Raw genomic sequence first — 22,540 nt, 5'->3', positions numbered from 1 at the left:
TGACTGCCGGCCAATTGAGCCGACATTAAACTAAGATGCCAGCCGGATCGCGCTCTCTGCCGAAGACACCAATTTGTTGTGGACAGATACCGCAGATACCAGTCCGCGACCAAGGTGTCTGCAACTGAGATTACGACTCGGGGGATCGTCAGAATTGGAGAACTGGCTGGGGCGCCAGGATTCGAACCTGGGAATGTCGGTACCAAAAACCGATGCCTTACCACTTGGCGACGCCCCAACAGCCGGAGCGTGCCCGCTGTGCGCGCGGCCTTATAGGACGAGCCGGGAGAAAGCTCAATGCCGACTATGCGCGACCGATCCACCAGTTTTGCAATCGTCACTTTGAACGGACCTATTCACCCCACACCGCCATTTCATTGCCGGCCGGATCGACGAAATGGAACCGCCTGCCGCCGGGGAATGAAAAGATCGGCTTGACGATGGTGCCGCCGGCATTTTCGACGGCGCTCAATGTTTCCTCCAGCCTTTCGGAATAGAGCACGGGCAGCGGGTTGGCCGGCGCATCTTGGCCATCCGCCTAAAACCGCCGTCCAGCCCTTCGGCAAAAGCTGAATAGGTCGGCCCGTAATCGGTGAACGACCATGAGAAGGCCGCGCTGTAGAAAGCCTTCACGCTGTCCAGCGTTCCGCCCGTCGCCGGCATTTCCAGATAATCGAGCTTTCCGGTCATTCTCATCCCTCTACCTTTTGTTCTCGTTATGTTCTACAACAAAGCTTTCCAAAAAGCAAGTCTTTTCGGCGCCGCTTTTCCTTAATCGATTGTAGAGGCCAGCCGGCTTGGTCGATGCCTTGCCTTTCGCACTGCAGCATCATATCGCTCGATTTGCCAATATTTCCAATCTCCTGCAACCGGGGAGCAAGCATGACCAAATGGGTGTACACCTTTGGCGACGGCGCCGCGGAAGGCCGTGCCGGCGACCGCAATCTGCTCGGCGGCAAGGGCGCCAACCTTGCCGAAATGTGTAGCCTGGGCCTTCCGGTGCCGCCAGGCTTCACCATCACCACCGAGGTCTGCAACGCTTATTACGCCAACGGCCACGCCTATCCGGCCTCGCTGGAGGCGGATGTGGCGGTCGCCCTCGATCACATCGGTCGGCTGACCGGGCGCCGTTTCGGCGATCCGTCGAAACTGCTTTTGGTGTCCGTGCGCTCCGGTGCCCGCGCTTCCATGCCCGGCATGATGGACACCGTGCTCAATCTCGGCCTCAACGACGAGACGGTCGAAGCCTTGGCCGCCGATTCAGGCGATCCGCGCTTTGCCTATGACAGCTATCGCCGTTTCATCCAGATGTATTCCGACGTCGTCATGGGCCTCGACCATGAGGCCTTCGAGGAGATCCTCGAAGACCAGAAGGGTGGGCTCGGCCATGAGCTCGACACCGAGCTGACAGCCATCGAATGGCAAGGCGTAATCGCGCTCTACAAGGCCAAGGTCGAGGAGGAGCTCGGCAAGCCGTTTCCGCAGGATCCGAACGAGCAGCTCTGGGGCGCCATCGGTGCGGTGTTTTCCAGCTGGATGAACAACCGCGCGATCACCTATCGGCGCCTGCACGACATTCCCGAAAGCTGGGGCACGGCGGTCAATGTCCAGGCCATGGTCTTCGGCAATATGGGCGACACCTCGGCCACCGGCGTTGCCTTCACCCGCAATCCGTCGACCGGCGAAAAGCAGCTTTATGGCGAGTTCCTGGTCAACGCCCAGGGCGAGGATGTCGTTGCCGGCATCCGTACGCCGCAGAACATCACCGAGGCGGCGCGCATTGCCGCCGGCTCCGACAAGCCGTCGCTGCAGAAGCTGATGCCTGACGCCTTCCAGGCTTTCGTCAGCATCTCCGACCGCCTGGAAAAGCATTACCGCGACATGCAGGATCTCGAATTCACCATCGAGCGCGGCAAATTGTGGATGCTGCAGACCAGGTCAGGCAAACGCACCGCCAAGGCGGCACTGAAGATTGCCGTCGACATGGCCAGGGACGGGCTGATTTCGAAGGAAGAGGCCGTCGCCCGCATTGATCCGGCCTCGCTCGACCAGTTGCTGCATCCGACAATCGATCCAAAAGCGGCGCTCGATATCATCGGCGTCGGCCTGCCGGCATCGCCAGGTGCTGCCACCGGCGAAATCGTGTTTTCCTCGAACGACGCCGAGGAGGCCAAGACACAAGGCCGCAAGGCGATCCTGGTGCGCATCGAGACCAGCCCCGAAGACATCCATGGCATGCATGCGGCCGAAGGCATCCTGACGACGCGCGGCGGCATGACCAGCCACGCCGCTGTTGTGGCGCGTGGCATGGGCAAGCCTTGCGTTTCGGGCGCCGGCTCGCTGCGCGTCGACTACAAGGCCGGCACGCTGATGGCGATGGGATCGACGTTCCGCAAGGGCGATATCATCACCATCGACGGCGGCAACGGCCAGGTGCTGAAAGGCGCGGTACCGATGCTGCAGCCGGAACTCTCGGGCGATTTCGCCGCCATCATGGAATGGGCCGACGGCGCGCGCCGCATGAAGGTGCGCACCAATGCCGAGACGCCGCTCGATGCGCGCATGGCGCGCTCCTTCGGCGCCGAAGGCATCGGTCTTTGCCGCACCGAACACATGTTCTTCGACGGCGACCGCATCGTTGCCATGCGCGAGATGATCCTGGCCGATACGGAAAAGGATCGGCGAACGGCGCTGGCCAAGCTGTTGCCGATGCAGCGCTCGGATTTCCTCGAACTGTTCGAGATCATGGCCGGGCTGCCGGTGACGATCCGCCTGCTCGATCCGCCGCTGCACGAATTCCTGCCCAAGACCGAGGAGGAGGTGGCCGAGGTCGCCGCCGCCATGAATGTGTCGCCGGACAAGCTCCGGCGGCGCACCGAAGCGTTGCATGAGTTTAATCCGATGCTCGGCCATCGCGGCTGCCGGCTTGCCGTCTCATATCCCGAAATCGCCGAGATGCAGGCACGAGCCATCTTCGAGGCGGCCGTGGAGGCCGGCAGGAAGGCCGGCGCGCTGGTGGTCCCCGAAATCATGGTGCCGCTGGTCGGGCTGGTGAAGGAGCTCGACTTCGTCAAGGCACGTATCGATGCGGTCGCCAAAAGCGTGATGGAGGAGACCGGTGTCAGGATCGACTATCTGACAGGCACGATGATCGAACTGCCGCGCGCCGCGATCCGCGCTCATGTCATTGCCGAGGCGGCCGAATTCTTCTCTTTCGGCACCAACGATCTGACCCAGACCACCTTCGGCATCTCGCGCGACGATGCCGCCTCGTTCCTCGAGACCTACCGGAAAAAAGGCATCATCGAGCAGGATCCCTTCGTGTCGCTCGACATAGAGGGTGTCGGCGAGCTGGTGCGGATGGCGGCCGAAAAGGGCAGGGCGACGCGGCCCGACATCAAGCTCGGTATTTGCGGCGAGCACGGCGGCGACCCGGCCTCGATCCATTTCTGCGAAAAGGTCGGCCTCGACTACGTCTCGTGCTCGCCATACCGGGTGCCGATCGCCAGGCTGGCCGCCGCGCAAGCGGCGGTGCAGGCTGCAAAGAACGGCCGCGGATAGGAGTTGGAGTCCACCGGCATCTGACCTTACCGATTTGTAACCGAATTCACGCGAACGTGCGTCTGTCGGCTCCAAATCCCGACATCGTTTCTGCCCAGTTTCCGGCCCCCGAACCCGCCCCGGTGCCAGAAACAGATGTTGCAGAACCCGCCCACGCACGTCCGCTCGATTCTCATCCTCCAGACGAAATTCATCGGCGATCTTGTCCTCGCTTCCGCGCTCGCCAGAAACCTGTGCCTCCAATATCCAAAGGCCAGGATAGTGTTCCTTTGCGAGGCGAACTTTGCCAGTTTCCTGTTGGCTCATGGCATCACCTCGGACGTGGTGGCGTTCCGGCGCGTACGGATGCGTGGCACCCCTGTGCAGCGTGGTCGCGAGCTTTACGCGATGGTGCGCGCTCTGCGCCGGTTCCGGTTTGACCTGACCATCGACCTGGCCGATTCCAAAACCTCACGCATCATCGTCAGGCTCGTCAACGCCAAGACCCGCGTCGGATATGATCCTCCCGAAAAACCGTTGCGCTGGCTGGAACGCCAGCCCGCCAACGTCCTAGCCAAGCCGTTTGGCTTTGGTGGCCAGCATTATCTCTACCGCTATCTTTCGCCGCTTGAGGCGCTTGGCGTGGAGTTGCGTGCGCCGGTCCCAACGATTGAGCCGCTGCCGCTGGAGACCGCCAGGGCATTGGCGCTTCTCGACCGGCATCAACTCCGGCGTAACGCCTTCATAGCCGTTCATGCAGGAGCGAGCTTCCGGGGGCGGCAATGGCAGCCGGAACGTTTTGCGCTGGCGATCGACGAGATCTCGCGGCAGACCGGGTTGGACTTCCTGCTTGTCGGCGGCCCCGATGAACGGGCATCTGCCGAGCGCATCGTCGCCAAGGCCGCTTCGCCGCTCGTCAACGTGGTCGGGGCGCTGTCGCTGGCAACGCTGCTGGCGGTCCTCGGCCAGGCACGCCTGTTTCTGGGAAACGAGAGTGGCCCGATGCACATGGCCGCCGCCGCCGGAACGCCGGTTGTCGGCCTGTTCGGCCTGACCGACCCGGCCGTCTGGGGGCCTGTCGGCGTGGCCAATGTTACGCCGCGGCCCTCCATGCCTTGCGAGTGCATAGCCAGGGGCCTGTGCCGCCGACCCGATCCGAGCAAGGCTTGCTGCGTCTGGCGACTTGAGGTCAAAGCGGTGGTCGACGCGGTGCTCGCGATCCTTTCACGTAAGGTTAAGGACGTGGAGCACGCATTGTGACCTCGCGCTTGCCAAAGGTCAGGCCGGCGGTCAAATTGCCGCTGCCGACGCTTTTGCAGGGGCATCGTCCCGATTTCCGCCTTGATGGCGGTCTTGGGGTCGCCGCTTCAACTTTGATCCGGCCGACCTGGAAATAATCGATGCGCCCGTTCCAAAAGTATTTTTGCGCCATTGCGATATCGCTGTGGGCTGTTTCTCCTGGCGACGCCCAGTTGCTCGTCGCACCGACGCTGCACATCAAGGCCGAGGCGGGCGGCGGCCGCGTCGCGCTGACGCTCGATGCGTGCGGCGGAAGGACCGACACACGGATTCTCTCGGCGCTGGTGGAAAACAAGATTCCTGCCACCATTTTCGTCACCGGCATCTGGCTGAAGCACAACGCCGCCGCCATCGAGATCATGCGGGCGCATCCCGAACTGTTTGAATTGGAAAACCATGGCGGCCGCCATGTCCCCGCTGTCGACACGCCGCAAAAGATCTACGGCATTCGCAGTGCCGGCAGCCCGGAGGCCGTGCTGGCGGAGGTCGAATCGGGTGCTGCCGCCCTTGCCGTGACCGGCGAACCGGCGCCGAAATGGTTTCGCGGCGCAACCGCCGAATACAGCCCGTCGGCAATCGCGATGATACGCAAGCTTGGTTTCAAGATCGCCGGATTCTCAATCAACGGCGATGGCGGCTCATTGCTCGGCGCAAAAGAGACCGCCCGGCGCATTGCCGCGGCGAACGACGGCGACGTCATCATCGCTCACATCAACCAGCCGACCCATGCGGCCGGCGAAGGCGTGGTGCAGGGACTTCTGGCGCTGAAGGCCAAGGGCCTCACCTTCGTGCGTCTCGACGATGCCGACGGCGTCGGCGATGAAGGCACCACCGACTGATCAGTCGGGCGTGGCCTCGATGGTCACCTTGTTCGGATAGAACGCGCCGTGGTCGCGGATATCGGCCATCTCGTCGAACGGCCGCTCATAGGCCCACATCGCATCCTTGCCTGCATCGCCGGCGGGCAGCACGCTCCAATAGCTGGCATCGCCCTTATAGGGGCAATGGGTCGAGTGTTCGGTCTTGCCAAGCTGTTTGAAGTCGATGTCGCCGAACGGAACGTAGCAAACCGGGGGGTAGGGCGATTCGGTCAGCACTTTGACCTTGTTGGACGAAGCGATGACGACATCGCCGGCGCGCACCGTCACGGTGCCCTTGTAAGGCTCGACTGTGATGACCTTGCCCGGATTGCGCTGAAAGCCGGGTGACGGGTTTGCGATCTGGTCCATATCGGATCTCCTTGCCTCTACCCCAAGATGTGTCTGGCAAGAGCCTTGCGCAATAGCTGCCTGCCACCAGGCGGGCATCGCCCCACGGGGGCAAGTCTCGCGCTTTCCTCCGATACCTCGCCTAGAATTAGGCGGCGGCCTGGAATGCGTCCATCAGCCCGGCATAGGCGGCGGCAATCCCGGCCACCGGATTGGTGCTTTTCGAGGTGGTCTCGACCTTCAGCGCACCACCGCTGGTCGGCAAGGTGAGCAGCAGGAATTGGCGATTGCCGGCATCGCCGACCGATGCGGCGGCGACGTGCTGGGCTTCGCCCTCGTTCTCGACGCACATCTTGAACAAGAGTGTGCCGCCGACCGCCTCGAGAGCGCCGCCAACGACCTCGACGAATTCATCTTCGGAAACGGTTTTGGCGCCGGGAACCAGATCGGCCGGCGCCACGTCGGCCGCCACCAGATCGGCCAGGCTTTCGGCAAGCGTATTTTCGAGGGCTTTGTCGTCGAGCTGCGCGTCCATGCGAACCTCTTTCATTCGCCAATCGCGCCCCGCCGTTAATCAACGTTAACGCCGAGCATGGCCGGATTGTGGCGAATTCGGCCTCAATTGGCTCCATGCCCCGCTCCAGCCCGATCCTGGCTGGACAATCCGCCGGTTCGTCCCACAATGGCGAAAAAATAACGGGAGGAACAAGATGCTCGGGCTGATGCAGGAATGGCCGCTGCTTTGCCACAAGCTGATCGACAATGCCGAGCGGCAGCACGGCAGCCGCGAAATCGTGTCGCGTTCGATCGAGGGGCCGATCGTGCGCAGCACATATGCCGAAATCCATGATCGTGCCCTGAAGGTCGCCGAGCGGCTCGAGCGTGACGGTTTCGGGCTTGGCGACCGCATCGCGACCCTGGCCTGGAACACCGCGCGCCACATCGAGGCCTGGTACGGCATCATGGGTGTCGGCGCCATCTATCACACGCTCAACCCGCGGCTCTTTCCCGAGCAGATCACCTGGATCATGAACAATGCCGAGGACAAGGCGATCTTCGTCGACCTGACCTTCCTGCCGCTGCTCGAAAAGATCGCCGGCGCGGTCAAGTCGTTGAAGCAGGTTATCGTGCTGACCGACAACGCGCATATGCCGGAGACTGCGCTGCCCAATGTGGTTGCGTACGAAGAATGGCTTGCTGAAGCCGACGGCAACTTCGCCTGGAAGACATTCGACGAAAACACCGCCGCCGGTATGTGCTACACCTCGGGCACGACGGGCGATCCGAAAGGCGTCCTCTACAGCCATCGTTCGAACGTGCTGCACGCCATGATCGCCGCGATGCCCGACGCCATGGGCCTGTCGTCGCGCGATACCATATTGCCGGTCGTGCCGATGTTTCACGCCAATGCCTGGGGCCTTGCCCAGAGCGCGCCGATGGTCGGCGCCAAGCTGGTCATGCCCGGTTGCAAAATGGATGGCGCTTCGCTCTACGAGCTGCTCGACACCGAGCAGGTGACCTTCAGCGCCGCAGTGCCGACGGTGTGGATGATGCTCCTCCAGTATCTGGAAGAGACCGGCAAGAAACTGCCCTATCTGCAGAAAGTCGTCATCGGCGGCTCGTCCTGTCCACGCGCGCTCACGACGAAGTTCCAGGACAGTTACGATGTCCAAGTCGTCCACGCCTGGGGCATGACCGAGATGTCGCCGCTCGGCACGCTGTGCACCCTAAAGCCGGATTACGCCGGGCTGAAGGGCGAGGCCCGCCTCGGCGTCCAGCAGAAACAAGGCTTTACACCGTTCGGCATCGAAATGAAGGTGACGGACGACGCCGGCAACGAACTGCCATGGGACGGCAAGACCTTCGGCCGGCTCAAGGTCCGCGGGCCGGCCATCGCGCGCGCCTATTATGGCGGCATCGGATCCGAACAGTTCGATCAAGACGGCTGGTTCGATACCGGTGACGTCGCGCATATCGACCCCGGAGGCTATATGCAGATCACCGACCGCGCCAAGGACGTGATCAAGTCGGGCGGCGAATGGATCTCGACCATCGAGCTCGAGAACCTCGCGGTCGGCCATCCCGATGTGGCGGAGGCCGCCGCCATCGGCATTCCGCATTCGAAATGGGGCGAGCGGCCTTTGCTCGTGGTCGTGCGCAAGCCGGGCAGGGAGCCGACCAAGACGGATATTCTCGCTTTCATGGACGGCAAGGTGGCGAAGTGGTGGATGCCGGACGACGTCGCTTTTGTCGGCGAAATCCCACACACCGCTGCCGGCAAGATCCAGAAGATTACCTTGCGCCAGCAGTTCCGGGATTATCACCTGCCGACGGATTGACCGGAGATGCGGCGTCTTTGCGTCTTCAAGCCGCCGCTGAAAGGCACTATGCCTGTGTTCGGGTTGGGGCAGCGCGGAAACCAATGACGGGAATTCCCGAGCGACAAACGTCGAGGGCTGCCGGTTGGTCGCGGCGCGCCGGCGCGTTTTCGGCAGTCCTGCTGCTGACCGCTCTCATCGGCCATCGCTATGACCTCGTCGAGACCCAAGCTTTCCTATGGGTGCTTGGCATTGTCGCCTTGCTGGCCGCGTTTGCGCTTTTGTTTGCCGGGTTTGCCTTCGCGCGATTGTGGAACTTCGGTGATCGTGGCGGCCAAGACCTGACCGCCGGCGCCTTGCTGGCGTTTCTGGTGCTCATCCCTTACGCTGTCGCGGCCTATTGGGCGGCGACCTATCCGCCGCTGCGCGACATCTCGACGGATTTCGACGACCCGCCGGCGCTCGATATTTCTACGCGGACAAAGGATATGAACGAGCTTTTGCCGCCGACACCCGGCGAGCAGCGCCTGCAAATCGAAGCTTATCCGCTTGTTACCGGACGCAGCTACACCTTGCCTTTCGATCGCGTTCTGGAGGCGGTCAAAACGGTGCTCGATCGGCGCGGCTGGCAGCTCACGGCGCCGTTTCCAGACGCAGCAGGGCAAAGCGACGTGACGGTCGATGCGCTGGCCAAGAGCTTGCTGCTTGGTCTTCCCGCCGATGTCGCCATCCGCGTGACCGACGACGGCGATGCGGTCATCGTCGATATGCGCTCGGCCTCGCGTTACGGCCGCTACGACCTTGGCGACAATGCAGCGCGCATCACCGATTTCCTTTCCGAACTCGACCAGGAAGTCGCCGGCCAGGTGGGCGTGGCGCCGGCGGAATGATATCCGAAGTGTGCTACGTTGCCGGCGAATAGATGCCGTCGATAGCCGGCGCGCCATCGGTGTGAACCAGGCCGCGCGCCACCAGGTCTTCCAGATGGGCAAGCACCGACAGGCCGGCCGCGCCATGCAGGCGCGGGTCGGTATCGCGATAGATCGCCTTCACCATGGTCCTGATCGTCCGGTCGCCGCTGTTGATCCGCTCCAGAATTGCGCGTTCGCGCATTTTGCGATGCGCTTTCAACTCGCGCATGAAGCTGTGCGGCTCGGTCACCGGCCCACCATGACCGGGCAGCAGCAGCCGGTCGTCACGTTCGATCAGCCGATCGAGCGATGTCATGTACTCGGCCATCGCGCCATCCGGCGGTGCGACGATCGTGGTTGCCCACGCCATGACGTGATCGGCCGAGAAAAGGATGCCGGTTCCCTCCAGCGCGAAGGCCGCGTGATTGGCGGTATGGCCGGGCGTCAGCACCGTCCGGATCGCCCAGCCGTCGCCGTCGATCACCATATCGTCCGGCAGCGCGATATCAGGAACAAAGTCGGTGTCGGCGCTGGCATCGAGCGGACTGACCTCGCCGGTGCGCAACGGCCGCGCCGGGCGATGCCGGCCCTCCGCCAGAACCACCGCACCCGTATGCTGCTTTAGCCGCGCCGCCAGCGGCGAATGGTCGCGATGCGTGTGGCTGATGAAGATATGGCTGACCGGCCTGGTCCCGATCGCTTCGAGCAGTGTTCGAAGATGTGCCTCGTCATCCGGTCCGGGATCGATCACTGCCAGCGTCTCGCGCCCGACGATATAGCTGTTGGTTCCGTGAAAGGTGAACGGGCTGGAGTTCTTGGCGGTGACGCGTTGAATACCAGGCGCAACGGCTACGCCGTGGCCATAGGCCGGATCGAAGCGTGTATCGAATTTCAGCGCCATGCGAACGTCGCGACCTTTTTTGGGGCGAGGGCAAAACCGATTGCCGCATAGCACGGAAGCCAATATAGGAAAACGCAAGGCCGCGTTCGGCGGCAATCCGGAACGGGGAAGACTATGGCAATTGCAACGACGATGCGTCCGCTCATTTCTCTCGCTTTGCCTGAAAAGGGCGCGGCCCGGCTGGCAGGACAGCTTTTGCTGGCGATCGCCGGAACGTTGCTGCTGATCTTGTCTGCCAAGACCAAGGTCATGCTCGGACCGGTAGACATCTCGATGCAGACGCTCGCCGTCTTCCTGATCGCTGCCTCCTTCGGCATGCGCCTTGGCGTCGCAACGCTGCTTCTCTACATGGCCGAGGGCGCGTTGGGCCTTCCGGTCTTCCAGAGCACGCCCGAAAAGGGCATCGGTATCGCTTACATGCTCGGTTCGACCGGCGGTTATCTAGCCGGCTTCGTCGTCATGGCGGCGATCGTCGGCTGGGCTGCCGACCGTGGCTGGGATCGCCATCCTATCAAGCTCTTCAATGCCATGCTGGTGGCCGAGATCGTCATGATGGTAATGGGCTTTGCCTGGCTGGCGCTGTTGATCGGCCCGGAAAAATCCTGGCAGTTCGGGGTGTTGCCCTTTATCGTCGGTGATCTGATCAAGGTTGCGCTGGCCGCGAGCTTGGTGCCGGCTGTCTGGTCGCTGTTGAAGCGTTCGTGAAGCCGGTCGAGCGGTGATAACCTGTTCTGCGCGACAGTGATTTTTCACCGTAGTTGGTGTGGCCGTGCAGGATCTTTGTCGCTGGCGGCAGGCTTGTGCGCGACGCCATCCGTCACATTAGCTTCAAGTCGACGGACTAAGTACCAGAACCAACGGGCGATTCGTCACGACCAGCGTAACCAAGCACCTACGCATGGAAATAAATTGCTCGACATAGCATCTCAGCCAGCTGAAAAAGAAAGCGGCTCGATGATTATTTAGGCACAGCTAAATTTCTGGACAATGTGTAGGAAATTCTTAACCCAACCGCCTTGACTCTAGTGGCTTGGTTGCTTGCTGGTATCCACACACTGTCGTAACCGTTGACCTGAGATCATGCCGCCGACCGCCGAAGGAAGACACGTGAGTAGCGCGGAAAAAATAACGAGCAAGGCAACAGCCCTGTCGCCTGAGCCGACCGCCGCGCCGGCAACGCGCTGGTATGCGGCCAGCGTCTTTCCCGGGAAGGAGCATGTCGCAGAGCGGCATCTCCGGATCCAGGGATTCGAGCCCTTTGTGCCTCGCTGCGAGAAAACCGTGCGTCATGCCCGGCGGCTCGAAACACGGTCCGCAGCGTATTTCCCGGGTTATATGTTCATCGCCCTTGACGTCGCGCTGCAACGTTGGCGCTCGATCAACGGAACGTTCGGTGTGCGCTCCCTCGTCATGCAAGGGGACCGGCCTTTGCCTGTCCCCTCCGGTCTGGTAGAGCGCTTCATTGCGTTGACCGGCAGGCACGGCCTGCTCGACTTCAGTGGCGGCCTCGCAGCCGGTGCTTCGGTTCGGATCCTTTCCGGCCCGTTCGCGGAAATGATCGGTCGCCTTGACCGGCTCGATCCAGCCGGAAGGGCTCGGGTTCTGGTTGCGATCATGAATGGCGAGATACCTGTCGACCTTGATACCAGGGATCTCGTCGCCATCGCATAGTCGTAAGCATCGAGGTGCGGCGAGGCGATGCAAATTGTGTAGGATCGGCTCTCGGGTTTTCACCCGGGAGTGCGGTAGCCGTTCTTCGGTGGGACTAGGCGCTGTCTGACGAGATCGTCTCGTCGGCGCTGATGAGAGTACGCGCTATGCGAATAACAATGATTGGTGCCGGCTATGTAGGCCTCGTCTCGGGCGCCTGCTTCGCCGACTTTGGCCATCAGGTCTGCTGCGTCGACCGGGATGCGGAAAAGCTTGCCATGCTCAAACTTGGCAAGATACCGATCTATGAGCCAGGGCTCGATGACCTCGTCACCACGAATACCGCGCAAGGTCGCTTGCGTTTCGACGACAATCTGGCCGATGCCGTTTCTCAATCGGATGTCGTCTTCATAGCCGTCGGCACGCCGTCACGGCGTGGCGATGGGCACGCCGATCTGTCCTTCGTTTACGATGCGGCCGCCGAAGTTGGCCGCGCGCTCAAAGGATTTACGGTCGTGGTGACGAAATCGACCGTCCCTGTCGGTACCGGCGATGAGGTGGAACGGATCATCCGCGAGCAAAATTCCGCCGCCGATTTTGCGGTGGTCTCCAATCCGGAATTTCTTCGCGAAGGATCGGCCATCGAGGATTTCAAGCGGCCCGACCGCATTATTGTCGGGACCGATGCAGAACGGGCCAAAGCCGTCATGGGCGAGATCTACCGTCCACTCTCGTTGAATGTCGCGCCGATATTCTATACGAGCCGGCGTACGGCTGAGCTTACCAAATATGCTGGCAACGCATTTCTGGCCATGAAGATCACCTTCATCAACGAAATTGCCGATCTCTGCGAGCGGTTGGGGGCCGATGTGCAGGACGTCGCGCGCGGCATCGGCATGGACAACCGCATCGGTGCAAAGTTTCTTCACGCTGGGCCGGGCTACGGTGGCTCCTGTTTCCCGAAAGATACGCTGGCGCTGGTCAAGACCGCGCAGGACGCGGCAAGCCCCGTGCGGCTTATTGAAACGACGGTCTCGATAAACGACCAGCGCAAGCGGGCGATGGCGCGCAAGGTGGTTGAGGCCTGCGGCGGCTCTGTGCGCGGCAAGACTGTCGGTATCCTTGGCCTTACCTTCAAGCCAAACACCGACGACATGCGCGATGCCCCCTCATTGGCCATCATTCAGGCACTCCAGGATGCAGGCGCTTCGATCAAGGCCTATGATCCGGTCGGCATGGAGCAGGCGCGCAAGATGATAGAGGGCATTGAATTCGGGGAAAGCGCCTACGCGGTGGCCGACGGCGCGCACGCGATCGTCATCGTCACCGAGTGGAACGCGTTTCGGTCACTGGATCTGAAGCGGCTTCGTGCAGTCATGGCGACGCCGGTGATGGTCGACCTGCGAAACGTCTATCGCGGCGAGGACGTCGTGAAGGAAGGAATAGCCTATTCGAGCGTTGGCCGAGAGCGGCATCCTGTCTAGTGAGCGTCCAGCAAGAGCCTACTGGAATTCGAATCTTCGGGGTTAAACGTTCCTGCAGAGAACAAGGTAAGCAGGCAAAAAGCATTTGAAGAGACTAAGAATTCAGTAACTCGCAACAGAGATTTTGAACTTGAATATAGTGATGATGAATCGGCCAAGACAGCGCCACCTCGTGCACAGGGTCAGGTTTCAACTCCTGGGCGGTTTGGCTTTTGCAATCATGCTCCCTGTTCTTGTCAGGATTTTATTTGATCCATCAATTCTATATTATTCAAACCTGCAGATTACCATCTTGGCAGGCCTTATCGCGCATACAATAGGTTATTTTGCTTTTCGACGTATAGGTAATTTCCCGGGCATCGCGGCCTCGGGCTACATATTTCCGACATTTGCTTTTTCTTACGGGATTGTTTATTTAGTCATTTTCTTAGCCAGAATTGAATATAGCGGCTTCCAGGCGGCCAGCAGCTTGACGTTGTCAATTCTCTGGTACTTTGTCTTGACCATCATAAGCCGGCGCCTTGACCCTTACAGTCTTGCTGTGGTTCCAGGCGGTGCCGTTGGTCGCCTAGAGGAGATAGGCGGGGTGAACTGGCATTGGCTTGTTTCCCCTGACATGATCATTGAACGTGTCAACGGCGTCGTTGCCGATCTGCGCGCCGATCTGTCCGACGATTGGGAGCGCTACATAGCCGACCGGGCACTTGCGGGAGTTCCGGTCTACCATGTCAAGCAAATCACCGAATCGCTGACTGGCCGCGTCGAAATCGAGCATTTATCCGAAAACACGCTGGGCTCAATTAATCCCAACCAGGCCTATATCAAGATCAAACAGGCGATCGACTGGGTCTGTGCGCTGTTGGCGCTGATCGTGCTGACGCCTTTCCTCTTGTTGATCGCGCTGTTGATCAGGCTGGAATCTCCCGGACCCGCCATATTTCGTCAGGAGCGCCTCGGCTTCGGCGGAAAGTCATTTACGGTCTACAAGTTCCGGACGATGACCGTCAGTGAACCTGAGGCGGCAAACGTTCGCAGTCTCGCGGTCACCAAGCCGGGTGACAGCAGGGTTACCCGGCTCGGCCGCTTCCTTCGCAGAAGCAGAATTGACGAACTGCCGCAGCTGATAAATATCGTTCGTTCGGAAATGAGCTGGATCGGGCCTCGCCCTGAGGCGACAGTTTTGTCATCCCACTATTCGGTGGCGTTGCCATTCTACCGCTACCGAAATATCGTCCGTCCCGGAATTTCAGGGTGGGCTCAAGTGAATCAAGGATACGTCTCGGAGGACGACGACGAGACCGAGAAGCTGCACTATGACTTCTATTACATCAAGAATTTCTCGCCGTGGCTTGATTTCGTCATCGTGTTGAGAACGTTGAAAACTCTGCTAAGTGGGTTCGGATCTCGATAAAGACCGTGCTGAATTTTGCCTCCATCGAATTTATCTGTCGAACACTGCGCCAGGATAATGCTTGGCGATAATGTTTCTTAAGCTGCCGAAGGGTATGAAATGAGCCGAAAAACCGCGCTAATTACAGGCATCACCGGCCAGGATGGTGCTTATCTCGCCGACCTCCTGCTCGCCAAGGGCTACGCAGTCCACGGCATCAAGCGGCGTTCGTCGTCTTTCAATACGGGCCGTATCGATCATCTCTACCAAGACCCGCATGAAACCGGCGTCAATTTTTCACTGCACTATGGCGACATGACCGATGCGACGAACCTGATCCGCATAATCCAGGAAGTGCAGCCGGACGAGATCTACAATCTCGCGGCGCAATCGCATGTCCAGGTGAGCTTCGAGACCGCGGAATATACGGCGAATGCCGACGCGATAGGCACGTTGCGCCTTCTGGAAGCCATCCGGCTGCTTGGCCTGACAAAAAAGACGCGGTTCTATCAGGCATCGACTTCAGAGCTCTATGGCAAGGTGCAGGAAGTCCCACAGAAGGAAACGACGCCTTTTTATCCCCGCTCGCCCTATGCGGCCGCAAAGATCTATGGCTACTGGATCACGGTGAACTACCGCGAAGCCTATGGCATTCACGCTTCCAACGGAATTCTGTTCAACCACGAGAGCCCAATGCGGGGCGAAACGTTCGTGACCCGCAAGATCACGCGAGCCGCTGCGGCTATCAGCCTCGGCCTTCAGGACAAGCTTTATCTTGGCAATCTGTCTGCCGAGCGCGATTGGGGACATGCGCGCGACTATGTCGAAGGCATGTGGAGGATCCTTCAGCAGGAAACCCCGGACGACTATGTGCTGGCCACAGGGATCAAGAACTCCGTTCGGAAATTTGTCGAACTCGCCTTCGCCGAAGTTGGGGTCCGCATTCAGTGGAACGGTTCCGGGGTTGACGAAAAGGGTGTCGACACGAAAACCGGCAGGATATTGGTCGAGGTCGATCCGCGCTATTTCCGGCCGACCGAGGTCGACCTGCTGCTCGGTGACCCTTCGAAGGCCGAACGGATCCTTGGCTGGAAGGCGACGACGTCGCTAGATGAGATGGTGCGCGAGATGGTTCAATCCGACCTCAAGGTGGTGGCGCGCGAATTCGAGCATCGCCGGCTTGACGAAGAGCACAACCGCAAGGCGGCCCGGTAGCCGCGACGAGCCCCCGCGAACATGAAGATTTCCGTTCTAACGGTCTGCTGGAATTCGGCGGCAACAATTCGTCATACGCTCGACAGTTTCTTTGCCCAAGATCACCAGGGCAAGGAATTGATCGTCGTCGACGGTGCATCGACCGACGAAACGCTCGCGATTGTCCGCTCCTATGCTGGGCAAGGATTGCAGGTCATCAGCGAGCCCGACCGCGGCATGTATGACGCGTTGAACAAAGGGCTGGCACTTTGCACGGGTGAGGCGATCGGAGCCCTTAACGCGGACGATGTATTTCATGACGCTTCCGTGCTCGGCAAGATCAGCGAGGCGCTTGCTGAAAGCGATATTGTCCACGGCCACCTCGACTTCGTTGAAAACCATGAAAGCAAGCGGGTGGTCCGGCGCTGGCGGGCAGAGCCAAGACCCCGTGATGGGTTCCGTTCGGGCTGGATGCCTGCCCACCCGACCTTCTATGTCCGGCGCGCCGTCGCGGAACAAATCGGGCCGTTCGACCTGTCACTCAAAGTCTCCTCCGACTACGACTGGATGCTGAGAGCCGTCGAGCTCCACGGATTCAGGATAGCGACAATCGATCAGGTCCTCGTCGACATGATGATCGGGGGAGCCAGCACAAGGAGCTTCCGTTCGCACCTTGGGCATAATCTGGAAGCGCTGCGTTCCCGACGCCGGTGGCTCGGATCAGGTCCGGTCGACTACGCGCTTATCGCAAAGCCGGCACGGAAGTTGGGACAATTCTTGTCCAAACAACCTCTCAAGTCGAAGGGATAGAGACCTGGCGGTGCTCGATAGGGCGGCGTTTCATCGGGCGCAGTGATGCGGGACGGTACGCCGTGAACGACAGCAAGCCGTCCAATGCAGATATCGGAAGTGCAGCAGAGCCTCGTCACCAAAGCATGGGAATCATATATGTGAAATCGGGTTCGGGACACAGGCAGTCTTATGCTGACCTGTTGGGACCGGTTTTGGGCCTGTCTCCTGTAATGGGGCCAATGTCACGGGCTCTTAAAAAAAGACTGCTGGCGGCCGATCGTCTCTTTTTTGCGACCCTCGATGACGACCTGGTTTCTTTTGCCTCGATAGCTCTCCGGCGGGCGGCTCTTGGAAGGGCGACTGTTGCATTGTTTCTAGGGCCGCAGTCCTGCTTCGGACCCTTCAACTTCAAGCGATTTCTTAAGAAAAGCATTTTTGTTGTTCTGAGGCTTGTGCCAAAGGTCACGGTCGCGAGTATCATACCTCTCAGTCTGGCTCCGGAATATGGCAGCGTTGTCGATGTCGGCCTTCACGATCCGCAGTGGTGGGACATGCACGACGGTCACGTCTTGAGGCAGCCCGGCCATACGCCAGTGGCGACTGAAGTCCACCGCCTGGCTGGCGGTCGGCCGATCGTCTGCTGGCTTGGTTCTGCCTCGGTGCACAAAGGCTTTGCCTTCATGGTGGAAATTCTCGAGGCCAATCCGGATATCGCCAAACGGGTGTATTTTATAAGTGCTGGTACGGCGAAATCGGAGCAGGCATTGGCTTCCCGGTTCAAATCAATGGGAGGAATGCATATTGACCGGCGGCTCACCGATGCCGAGTGGGAAAGCCTGTATGGTGTCGCCGACGCAGTGTGGGCCTGCTACGATCCGAGATACGATCAGGCGTCGGGAGTTTTTGGCCGGGCGCTGCAATTTGGCGTTCCCGCGATTGTGCGCCGTGGCTCGTTGATCGAGACGGCAGCTCGGAAGTTCGACGCTCCGGTCCATGCAATCGATTTTGGCGACTGTGACGCGGCGGCAACTGAGCTAAGCAAGATTGCCAAAGCAGACCGGGGCACGGCGGCAACAAAAGAACGTGAGCAAAAGATAGAGTCGTGGCGCAATGATTTCATCTCCTCCACAATGCGTGCCTTGGACGGGTCACGCATACCGACGCCGAATTCTTCGAGGGAGCGACATGACCAAGCCTGATGCCTTAATTTATAAGCCGGATCAGGGCATTGTGGCTGCGCATAAATGGTGAAGAAAGTATTATACTTTCATCATGCGACCGCGCTGGGAGGTGCGCCGAAGAGTTTGGCATTGTTGATACAATCGCTGGATCGCAAGGAATTCTCTCCAATAGTGGCAATGCCGCTTCGCCCCGGCAATTCCGGCGTGCGCGAGTTATTCGAAGGTGCCGGCGCGGAGGTAATTGAGGAACGGGACATTCGACCTTTCCATGGATCGACAGTCGCGCCGTGCAAGGACGTGAAATCGAAGATACACGCGATACTGTCCTTTCCGCTTCTCGTTAGATGTTCTAGGAAGCTAGTCCGTGACATACGGCCGGACATTGTTCACCTGAATTCCACGTGTATGGTAGCCGCCGCCAAGGGCGCGCATCACGCCGATCCCTCGATCCCGGTCATTGCTCACGTTCGTGAACCGATCCTGCACAACCGGTGGGGCAATATTCTTCGCAGTTTGAATAAAAAGCATGTTGATCATTTCGTTGCTATCGACAAAGCCGGTCTGGATAGCATTGGCACCACCGCGGTTCCGGCATCGGTTGTTTACAATAGTGTCGACAGCAGTCTCTTCCGTACGCCCGATCGAGGCGTTGCTGAATTGAGGCAGCAATTTGGATGGATGGACGGCGATGTCGTATTTCTGTCATTGTCACGAATTGCGGAGTCGAACGGCATTCTGCCTTTCGTACATGCGGTCAACTCACTTGAGGCGCGCCTTCCCGACTGCGCTAGATTTGTATTTGCAGGCTTTGGAAAAAACGAAGGAGCCTACGGAAAAGCAGCATTGGAGGCGATAAACGCAAGCCGCCGGTGCAGCGCCATGCCATTCATAGATGACATCGTTCCCGTTCTCACGGCCAGTGACGTCGTAATTGCACCCTTTCTGACAAGTCACAGTGCTCGGTGCATTTTTGAAGGAGCGTCGGCAGGACGCCCGGGCTTGGTCACCCGCCTGCCGAATTTGCTTGAGGTGATTGAAGAAGGCAAAACCGGGTTGAGCTTCGAAATGTCCTCTTCCGGCAGTCTTCTCGAAGCGATCGAAAAACTCTGCCGGCGCGATACCCGGCTCGATATGGGACTGGGCGCACGCCAGTTCGCAATGACCAGGTTCCACATAGATCAAAATGTCGCGGCAATTCAAAAGCTTTATCGCGATCTGTCAGAATCAAGGCGTTGATGTTCCCCTTCAAGTTGCTTGATCGAAGCGAGCGCCTTTTCTGGAACGCGCTCGCAACGCTTCAGTTTGCGGTGAGGCGCAGAAAGCGGCCTCGTCGCTTGTCAGTCCTCGGGCCAGTTGGGCTGGGCGGGGCAGGCATCCTCGAGATTGGAGATCACGTAACCATCGTCAGTAAGTCCAGGTTCAATCGAGCCGGTATAAATCATCCAACTCAACTGGTCGTCGGGTCGTCCGGAAAAATCTCCATAGGAGATAATGTCGGGATTTCAGGAGCGTCGATCTTTTGTGTCGAGAGCATTGCGATTGGAAATAATGTTCTGGTCGGAGTGAACTGCAATATTTTCGACACCGACTTTCATGCCGTTGATTATCTGGACCGGCGGCAAGGGCGTGGCACTCTTTCCGCGCCAATCGTGATTGAGGACGATGTCTGGCTCTGTGCCAACGTGACCGTCCTGAAAGGGGTGAGGATTGGCGCGCGCTCCGTCATCGCGGCGGGGAGCGTCGTCACTTCCGACATCCCGCCGGATTGCCTGGCCGGCGGCGTGCCCTGCAGGGTCATACGGCCCTTGGCGCATGCCGGGTCGATTGAATGAAGAGCTATTTCCTCAACAGCGCGTGGATGATGGCCGACACTGGTTGGGGATAAGGTCCAGCATGATCATAGCATTTGATGCCGCTAAAAAGGGCGGACGCCGCAGATTGCGGCAGATGCCATATAGCTACGCGCGTGGCCCTGCGACCAGCCGACAAGGGCGCAGTGGAATGCTAATGCTATTGTGACGAAAGCTCTGTCCGGTCGTTCCGATACATCAAAAGGTCCGGTGCTGAGCAGTGAGCATTCGACGCGCGATCTCGGGCAGCGCACGGCATCTGGAGGGATCATAGCCCTCTGCGCCCAGGCTTTGATCTTCTCACACAATTCGGCTACATGGCGCTGATGACGCGTTTGCTCAAGCTGCTACTGCGTTTGTCGGAGTCTTCGCCGACTTGGGTCTATCGATGGTGACCATCCTGCGCAACGAGCTTGATCATGACACGTCGTATAGAACTGACATCGAATCGGATATATTAGCGGCAGGTGTACCAGCTCGGCCAATCCGACGCGTGAATGCAACACAGGCGCATCAACCCATCGCTTGAAAGAACAGCGGTACGGGCAGTGCCGCTTTCTGCAACGAAAGCATCCGAGACTCCCGACATCGGCTTCGTCAAAACATAAGCCGAGGAGATTGTCAGAAATGAGAAATATGAGCGAACCTTGTCGTGGATAAGATTCTCATGGGATTCCGGACGTTTTTAGTCCTTGTTAAAGTATACTGGAGGTATATTTCAAACTCTCTCTGGTTAATTTCTGAGAGGCTGGTGGCGAATCTGATAGGGCTTTTAGTGGTGGCCGTAGTGGCTCGCCACCTCGGCCCGAGTGAGTTTGGATTGCTATCGTATACGTTCTCTACGGCGCTCCTGTTCGCGGTTGTCGGACAACTTGGGCTCGACGGGCTGGTCATTCGAGAAATCATCAACCGCCCTGACGATGTGCCACGCGTACTCGGCACAGTGTTCGTGCTGAAGTTCGCCGGGCATTTGCTAGGAGCCGCGGGTTTGGTCGTCTATGCGCTGTCTATCGGTGTGAATTCGACCGAGCGTGCAATGTTGTTTTTGGCTGCAGCGTTCATACCGCTAGCGTCGCTGTCAGGGTTCTTCGGACTCTGGTTTCACTCGCGCGTTCAGGCCCGGTACAGTGCCATTTCCTCCAGCGTATCCTCGTTAGTGGTCGGCCTGGGAAAACTCGGGCTGGTATGGATCGGGGCTGGCGTGATGGTGTTCGCCGCTGCAAATGTGGTCCAGGTGTTGATCGCGGCGATGCTCTCGTTCCGCTTTTATAAGCAGCAGAAAGGTCCGCTTTTGTCGGCATGGCGCTTCTCTCCGGCATTAGCAAGGGTGCTGCTCGCTGAAAGCTGGATGCTTTTCGTTGGGTCCATCTTTGCGATCATTTATCTAAAGGTCGACATGATCATGCTCCGCTGGCTGGCGAGCCCGGCAGAGGTTGGTACCTATGCGGTGGCAGCAACCCTTTCCGAGGCGGCATATTTCGTGCCGGCCGCGTTGGTTGCCAGTGTGTTCCCCAAACTGATCGAGTCGGCGAAAACCGATCAAGATTTGTTTGGCAGGCGGCTTCAGACCGTTTTCGATGTCTTGTGGCTAGCGGGGCTTGGCATGATCGCAATGATGTTCTTGCTTGGTGGGCCAATTATCCGGCTTCTTTTTGGAGCTGAGTACGATCCATCGGTTCCGGTGTTGCTGGTTCATGTTCTGTCTGCGCCCTTCTTGTTCATGCGAATCGCATTCACGAGGTGGACGATCATCGGAGGTGGTGCCACATTCTTCCTTTTAACCGAAGGCCTCGGTGCGCTTACGAATGTGGCACTTAATTTCGTTCTCATTCCTCACTATGGGAGTATTGGTGCCGCTTTTGCCACGCTCGCGTCATATGCGACGGCCTCCTACCTCACTTTGGCCATCCCACGCCGAACGAGGCCGATTTTCGTAATGATGTCGCGTTCCGCCTTGATGCCGTGGCGCGCCCCCAAAGAGTTTTTGAAGTATGTAAGACGAACCGCCTATGCCTGACTGGGCTATTCTCAGTGCAAGGTCATCTGGCCTTCAGTTGCGGCCAGTGCGGCGGGCGTCCTTGGCCACAATATCAGTTACCGAAGCGAAGCGGAGTAATTAGCGCATGACGGTGCTTAACAGGATCGCGACAAAGTGGAACCGCTTTGCGCACCTTTCCAACGACACACGAGCGGCGGTAGAGTTATCCCGGCTAGGTCTACCATACTTGCCGTGGTCCGACGCGTCCCTGCTTCCTTCAGCCCTGCAGGTCGTGCTTAACGAAATTGAAATAAATTCCCGGAAGACGATCGTTGAATTCGGAAGTGGTATTTCGACGATCTACATTGCCCAAATCCTGTCACGGCTTGGTGGCCGGATCGTCAGCTTCGAGAGCGACGCGGAATGGGCAACATTCGTTGAAGATCGGCTCGCAGCACTGAATCTGTCCGAATTCGCCTCGGTCGTTCACGCGCCATTAGGACCTTGCACCTTGAGCAAGAATGGCCTGGACTGGTATGATCAAGCGGCCGTTGCAGCGGCTGTGCAGGATCTGTCGGTCGATTGTGTGCTTGTCGATGGTCCGCCTGCCTACAAGACTGGATATGAACTGGCGCGCTACCCCGCACTTCCGGCACTCCAAGCGCAACTCGCGCCAGATTACGCCGTGTTTCTCGACGATATCCATCGCCTTGGCGAAAAACAGATATTGCGGCTTTGGGCCGATCTCTTCGGCATCAAATTTCTATCCTTTTTTTCCAAAGGGAACATAGCCCGCGGTGTCCACGGCGTGGCACACTTCACTGTGTGATTGCTGAGGTCCGAC

At 59.1% G+C, this 22,540-nt stretch carries 19 protein-coding genes, 1 tRNA gene and 1 pseudogene; 16 read left to right on the top strand and 5 right to left on the bottom strand.

The window, feature by feature from the left end; genetic code table 11:
- Positions 1 to 163: 163 nt before the first annotated feature.
- Together NKI29_RS08730 and NKI29_RS08725 are read right to left on the bottom strand one after the other, a co-directional pair.
- Positions 164 to 238 (bottom strand) — tRNA-Gln (locus tag NKI29_RS08730).
- 114 nt (positions 239 to 352) lie between these two features.
- Positions 353 to 696 (bottom strand): annotated as a pseudogene (locus NKI29_RS08725) (VOC family protein).
- Between the two features lie 186 nt (positions 697 to 882).
- Between NKI29_RS08725 and ppdK the strand changes: the two are divergent.
- The 3 genes from ppdK (at position 883) to NKI29_RS08710 (ending at position 5,678) form a co-directional block, all read left to right on the top strand.
- Positions 883 to 3,561: a pyruvate, phosphate dikinase gene (ppdK, locus tag NKI29_RS08720; RefSeq protein WP_352795933.1), complete on the top strand. Its 2,679-nt coding sequence runs from the start codon at positions 883 to 885 to the stop codon at positions 3,559 to 3,561.
- A 135-nt stretch (positions 3,562 to 3,696) separates the two neighbouring features.
- Complete coding sequence (locus tag NKI29_RS08715) at positions 3,697 to 4,800, top strand: glycosyltransferase family 9 protein (protein ID WP_352795931.1); 1,104 nt, start codon at positions 3,697 to 3,699, stop codon at positions 4,798 to 4,800.
- Positions 4,801 to 4,940: 140 nt separating this feature from the next.
- Positions 4,941 to 5,678, top strand: a complete 738-nt coding sequence (locus NKI29_RS08710; RefSeq protein ID WP_352795929.1) for a polysaccharide deacetylase family protein — start codon at positions 4,941 to 4,943, stop codon at positions 5,676 to 5,678.
- On the opposite strand, the gene NKI29_RS08705 is transcribed toward NKI29_RS08710, so the two are convergent.
- Entirely contained in the window at positions 5,679 to 6,068 is a 390-nt protein-coding gene (locus NKI29_RS08705) for a DUF427 domain-containing protein (protein WP_352795927.1), read from the bottom strand.
- 127 nt (positions 6,069 to 6,195) lie between these two features.
- Positions 6,196 to 6,582, bottom strand: a complete 387-nt coding sequence (locus NKI29_RS08700; protein WP_352724196.1) for a hypothetical protein — start codon at positions 6,580 to 6,582, stop codon at positions 6,196 to 6,198.
- A gap of 175 nt (positions 6,583 to 6,757) precedes the next feature.
- On the opposite strand from NKI29_RS08700, the gene NKI29_RS08695 reads away from it, so the two are divergent.
- Entirely contained in the window at positions 6,758 to 8,386 is a 1,629-nt protein-coding gene (locus tag NKI29_RS08695; RefSeq protein WP_352795925.1) for a fatty-acid--CoA ligase, read from the top strand.
- 83 nt (positions 8,387 to 8,469) lie between these two features.
- Complete coding sequence (locus NKI29_RS08690; protein ID WP_352692389.1) at positions 8,470 to 9,255, top strand: DUF1499 domain-containing protein; 786 nt, start codon at positions 8,470 to 8,472, stop codon at positions 9,253 to 9,255.
- A gap of 13 nt (positions 9,256 to 9,268) precedes the next feature.
- Here the strand turns inward: NKI29_RS08690 and NKI29_RS08685 are convergent, their stop codons facing one another.
- The gene (locus tag NKI29_RS08685; protein WP_352795923.1) at positions 9,269 to 10,177 is read right to left on the bottom strand and encodes an MBL fold metallo-hydrolase; all 909 of its coding nucleotides are present in this window, start codon (positions 10,175 to 10,177) and stop codon (positions 9,269 to 9,271) included.
- A gap of 114 nt (positions 10,178 to 10,291) precedes the next feature.
- On the opposite strand from NKI29_RS08685, the gene NKI29_RS08680 reads away from it, so the two are divergent.
- The 11 genes from NKI29_RS08680 (at position 10,292) to NKI29_RS08630 (ending at position 22,525) form a co-directional block, all read left to right on the top strand.
- Complete coding sequence (locus NKI29_RS08680; protein WP_352795922.1) at positions 10,292 to 10,882, top strand: biotin transporter BioY; 591 nt, start codon at positions 10,292 to 10,294, stop codon at positions 10,880 to 10,882.
- A 375-nt stretch (positions 10,883 to 11,257) separates the two neighbouring features.
- Positions 11,258 to 11,848: a transcription termination/antitermination protein NusG gene (gene nusG, locus NKI29_RS08675; RefSeq protein WP_352795921.1), complete on the top strand. Its 591-nt coding sequence runs from the start codon at positions 11,258 to 11,260 to the stop codon at positions 11,846 to 11,848.
- Between the two features lie 146 nt (positions 11,849 to 11,994).
- Positions 11,995 to 13,311, top strand: coding sequence for a UDP-glucose dehydrogenase family protein (locus NKI29_RS08670; protein ID WP_352795919.1), 1,317 nt, complete (start codon positions 11,995 to 11,997; stop codon positions 13,309 to 13,311).
- A gap of 220 nt (positions 13,312 to 13,531) precedes the next feature.
- The gene (locus NKI29_RS08665; RefSeq protein WP_352795918.1) at positions 13,532 to 14,722 is read left to right on the top strand and encodes a sugar transferase; all 1,191 of its coding nucleotides are present in this window, start codon (positions 13,532 to 13,534) and stop codon (positions 14,720 to 14,722) included.
- Positions 14,723 to 14,821: 99 nt separating this feature from the next.
- A complete protein-coding gene (gmd, locus tag NKI29_RS08660; protein WP_352795917.1) occupies positions 14,822 to 15,916 on the top strand; it encodes a GDP-mannose 4,6-dehydratase in 1,095 nt (364 codons plus the stop codon).
- Between the two features lie 21 nt (positions 15,917 to 15,937).
- The gene (locus tag NKI29_RS08655) at positions 15,938 to 16,705 is read left to right on the top strand and encodes a glycosyltransferase family 2 protein (RefSeq protein WP_352795915.1); all 768 of its coding nucleotides are present in this window, start codon (positions 15,938 to 15,940) and stop codon (positions 16,703 to 16,705) included.
- Between the two features lie 62 nt (positions 16,706 to 16,767).
- On the top strand, positions 16,768 to 17,886 hold the full coding sequence (locus NKI29_RS08650; RefSeq protein WP_352795914.1) for a glycosyltransferase family protein: 1,119 nt from the start codon (positions 16,768 to 16,770) through the stop codon (positions 17,884 to 17,886).
- A 45-nt stretch (positions 17,887 to 17,931) separates the two neighbouring features.
- Positions 17,932 to 19,104, top strand: a complete 1,173-nt coding sequence (locus NKI29_RS08645; protein ID WP_352795912.1) for a glycosyltransferase family 4 protein — start codon at positions 17,932 to 17,934, stop codon at positions 19,102 to 19,104.
- Positions 19,104 to 19,700 carry an acyltransferase gene (locus NKI29_RS08640; protein WP_352795911.1) on the top strand — a complete coding sequence of 199 codons (597 nt, stop codon included), beginning with the start codon at positions 19,104 to 19,106 and terminating at the stop codon, positions 19,698 to 19,700. The genes NKI29_RS08645 and NKI29_RS08640 overlap by 1 nt, the downstream gene beginning before the upstream one ends.
- 670 nt (positions 19,701 to 20,370) lie before the next feature.
- Complete coding sequence (locus NKI29_RS08635) at positions 20,371 to 21,735, top strand: flippase (RefSeq protein WP_352795909.1); 1,365 nt, start codon at positions 20,371 to 20,373, stop codon at positions 21,733 to 21,735.
- A 106-nt stretch (positions 21,736 to 21,841) separates the two neighbouring features.
- On the top strand, positions 21,842 to 22,525 hold the full coding sequence (locus NKI29_RS08630) for a class I SAM-dependent methyltransferase (RefSeq protein ID WP_352795907.1): 684 nt from the start codon (positions 21,842 to 21,844) through the stop codon (positions 22,523 to 22,525).
- Positions 22,526 to 22,540: the final 15 nt, after the last annotated feature.

Origin of the sequence: Mesorhizobium sp. M0678 (genome assembly GCF_040320505.1) — a bacterium.
Taxonomy (GTDB): Bacteria; Pseudomonadota; Alphaproteobacteria; order Rhizobiales; family Rhizobiaceae; genus Mesorhizobium.
The sequence above is the reverse complement of the archived record's forward strand: the minus strand, read 5'-3'. Positions and strand labels throughout refer to the sequence as shown.

Coding starts and splice junctions, on each gene's coding strand:
- ppdK (WP_352795933.1), top strand. CDS start 883: ATGACCAAATGGGTGTACACCTTTGGCGACGGCGCCGCGGAAGGCCGT.
- NKI29_RS08715 (WP_352795931.1), top strand. CDS start 3,697: ATGTTGCAGAACCCGCCCACGCACGTCCGCTCGATTCTCATCCTCCAG.
- NKI29_RS08710 (WP_352795929.1), top strand. CDS start 4,941: ATGCGCCCGTTCCAAAAGTATTTTTGCGCCATTGCGATATCGCTGTGG.
- NKI29_RS08705 (WP_352795927.1), bottom strand. CDS start 6,068: ATGGACCAGATCGCAAACCCGTCACCCGGCTTTCAGCGCAATCCGGGC.
- NKI29_RS08700 (WP_352724196.1), bottom strand. CDS start 6,582: ATGGACGCGCAGCTCGACGACAAAGCCCTCGAAAATACGCTTGCCGAA.
- NKI29_RS08695 (WP_352795925.1), top strand. CDS start 6,758: ATGCTCGGGCTGATGCAGGAATGGCCGCTGCTTTGCCACAAGCTGATC.
- NKI29_RS08690 (WP_352692389.1), top strand. CDS start 8,470: ATGACGGGAATTCCCGAGCGACAAACGTCGAGGGCTGCCGGTTGGTCG.
- NKI29_RS08685 (WP_352795923.1), bottom strand. CDS start 10,177: ATGGCGCTGAAATTCGATACACGCTTCGATCCGGCCTATGGCCACGGC.
- NKI29_RS08680 (WP_352795922.1), top strand. CDS start 10,292: ATGGCAATTGCAACGACGATGCGTCCGCTCATTTCTCTCGCTTTGCCT.
- nusG (WP_352795921.1), top strand. CDS start 11,258: ATGCCGCCGACCGCCGAAGGAAGACACGTGAGTAGCGCGGAAAAAATA.
- NKI29_RS08670 (WP_352795919.1), top strand. CDS start 11,995: ATGCGAATAACAATGATTGGTGCCGGCTATGTAGGCCTCGTCTCGGGC.
- NKI29_RS08665 (WP_352795918.1), top strand. CDS start 13,532: ATGCTCCCTGTTCTTGTCAGGATTTTATTTGATCCATCAATTCTATAT.
- gmd (WP_352795917.1), top strand. CDS start 14,822: ATGAGCCGAAAAACCGCGCTAATTACAGGCATCACCGGCCAGGATGGT.
- NKI29_RS08655 (WP_352795915.1), top strand. CDS start 15,938: ATGAAGATTTCCGTTCTAACGGTCTGCTGGAATTCGGCGGCAACAATT.
- NKI29_RS08645 (WP_352795912.1), top strand. CDS start 17,932: ATGGTGAAGAAAGTATTATACTTTCATCATGCGACCGCGCTGGGAGGT.
- NKI29_RS08640 (WP_352795911.1), top strand. CDS start 19,104: ATGTTCCCCTTCAAGTTGCTTGATCGAAGCGAGCGCCTTTTCTGGAAC.
- NKI29_RS08630 (WP_352795907.1), top strand. CDS start 21,842: ATGACGGTGCTTAACAGGATCGCGACAAAGTGGAACCGCTTTGCGCAC.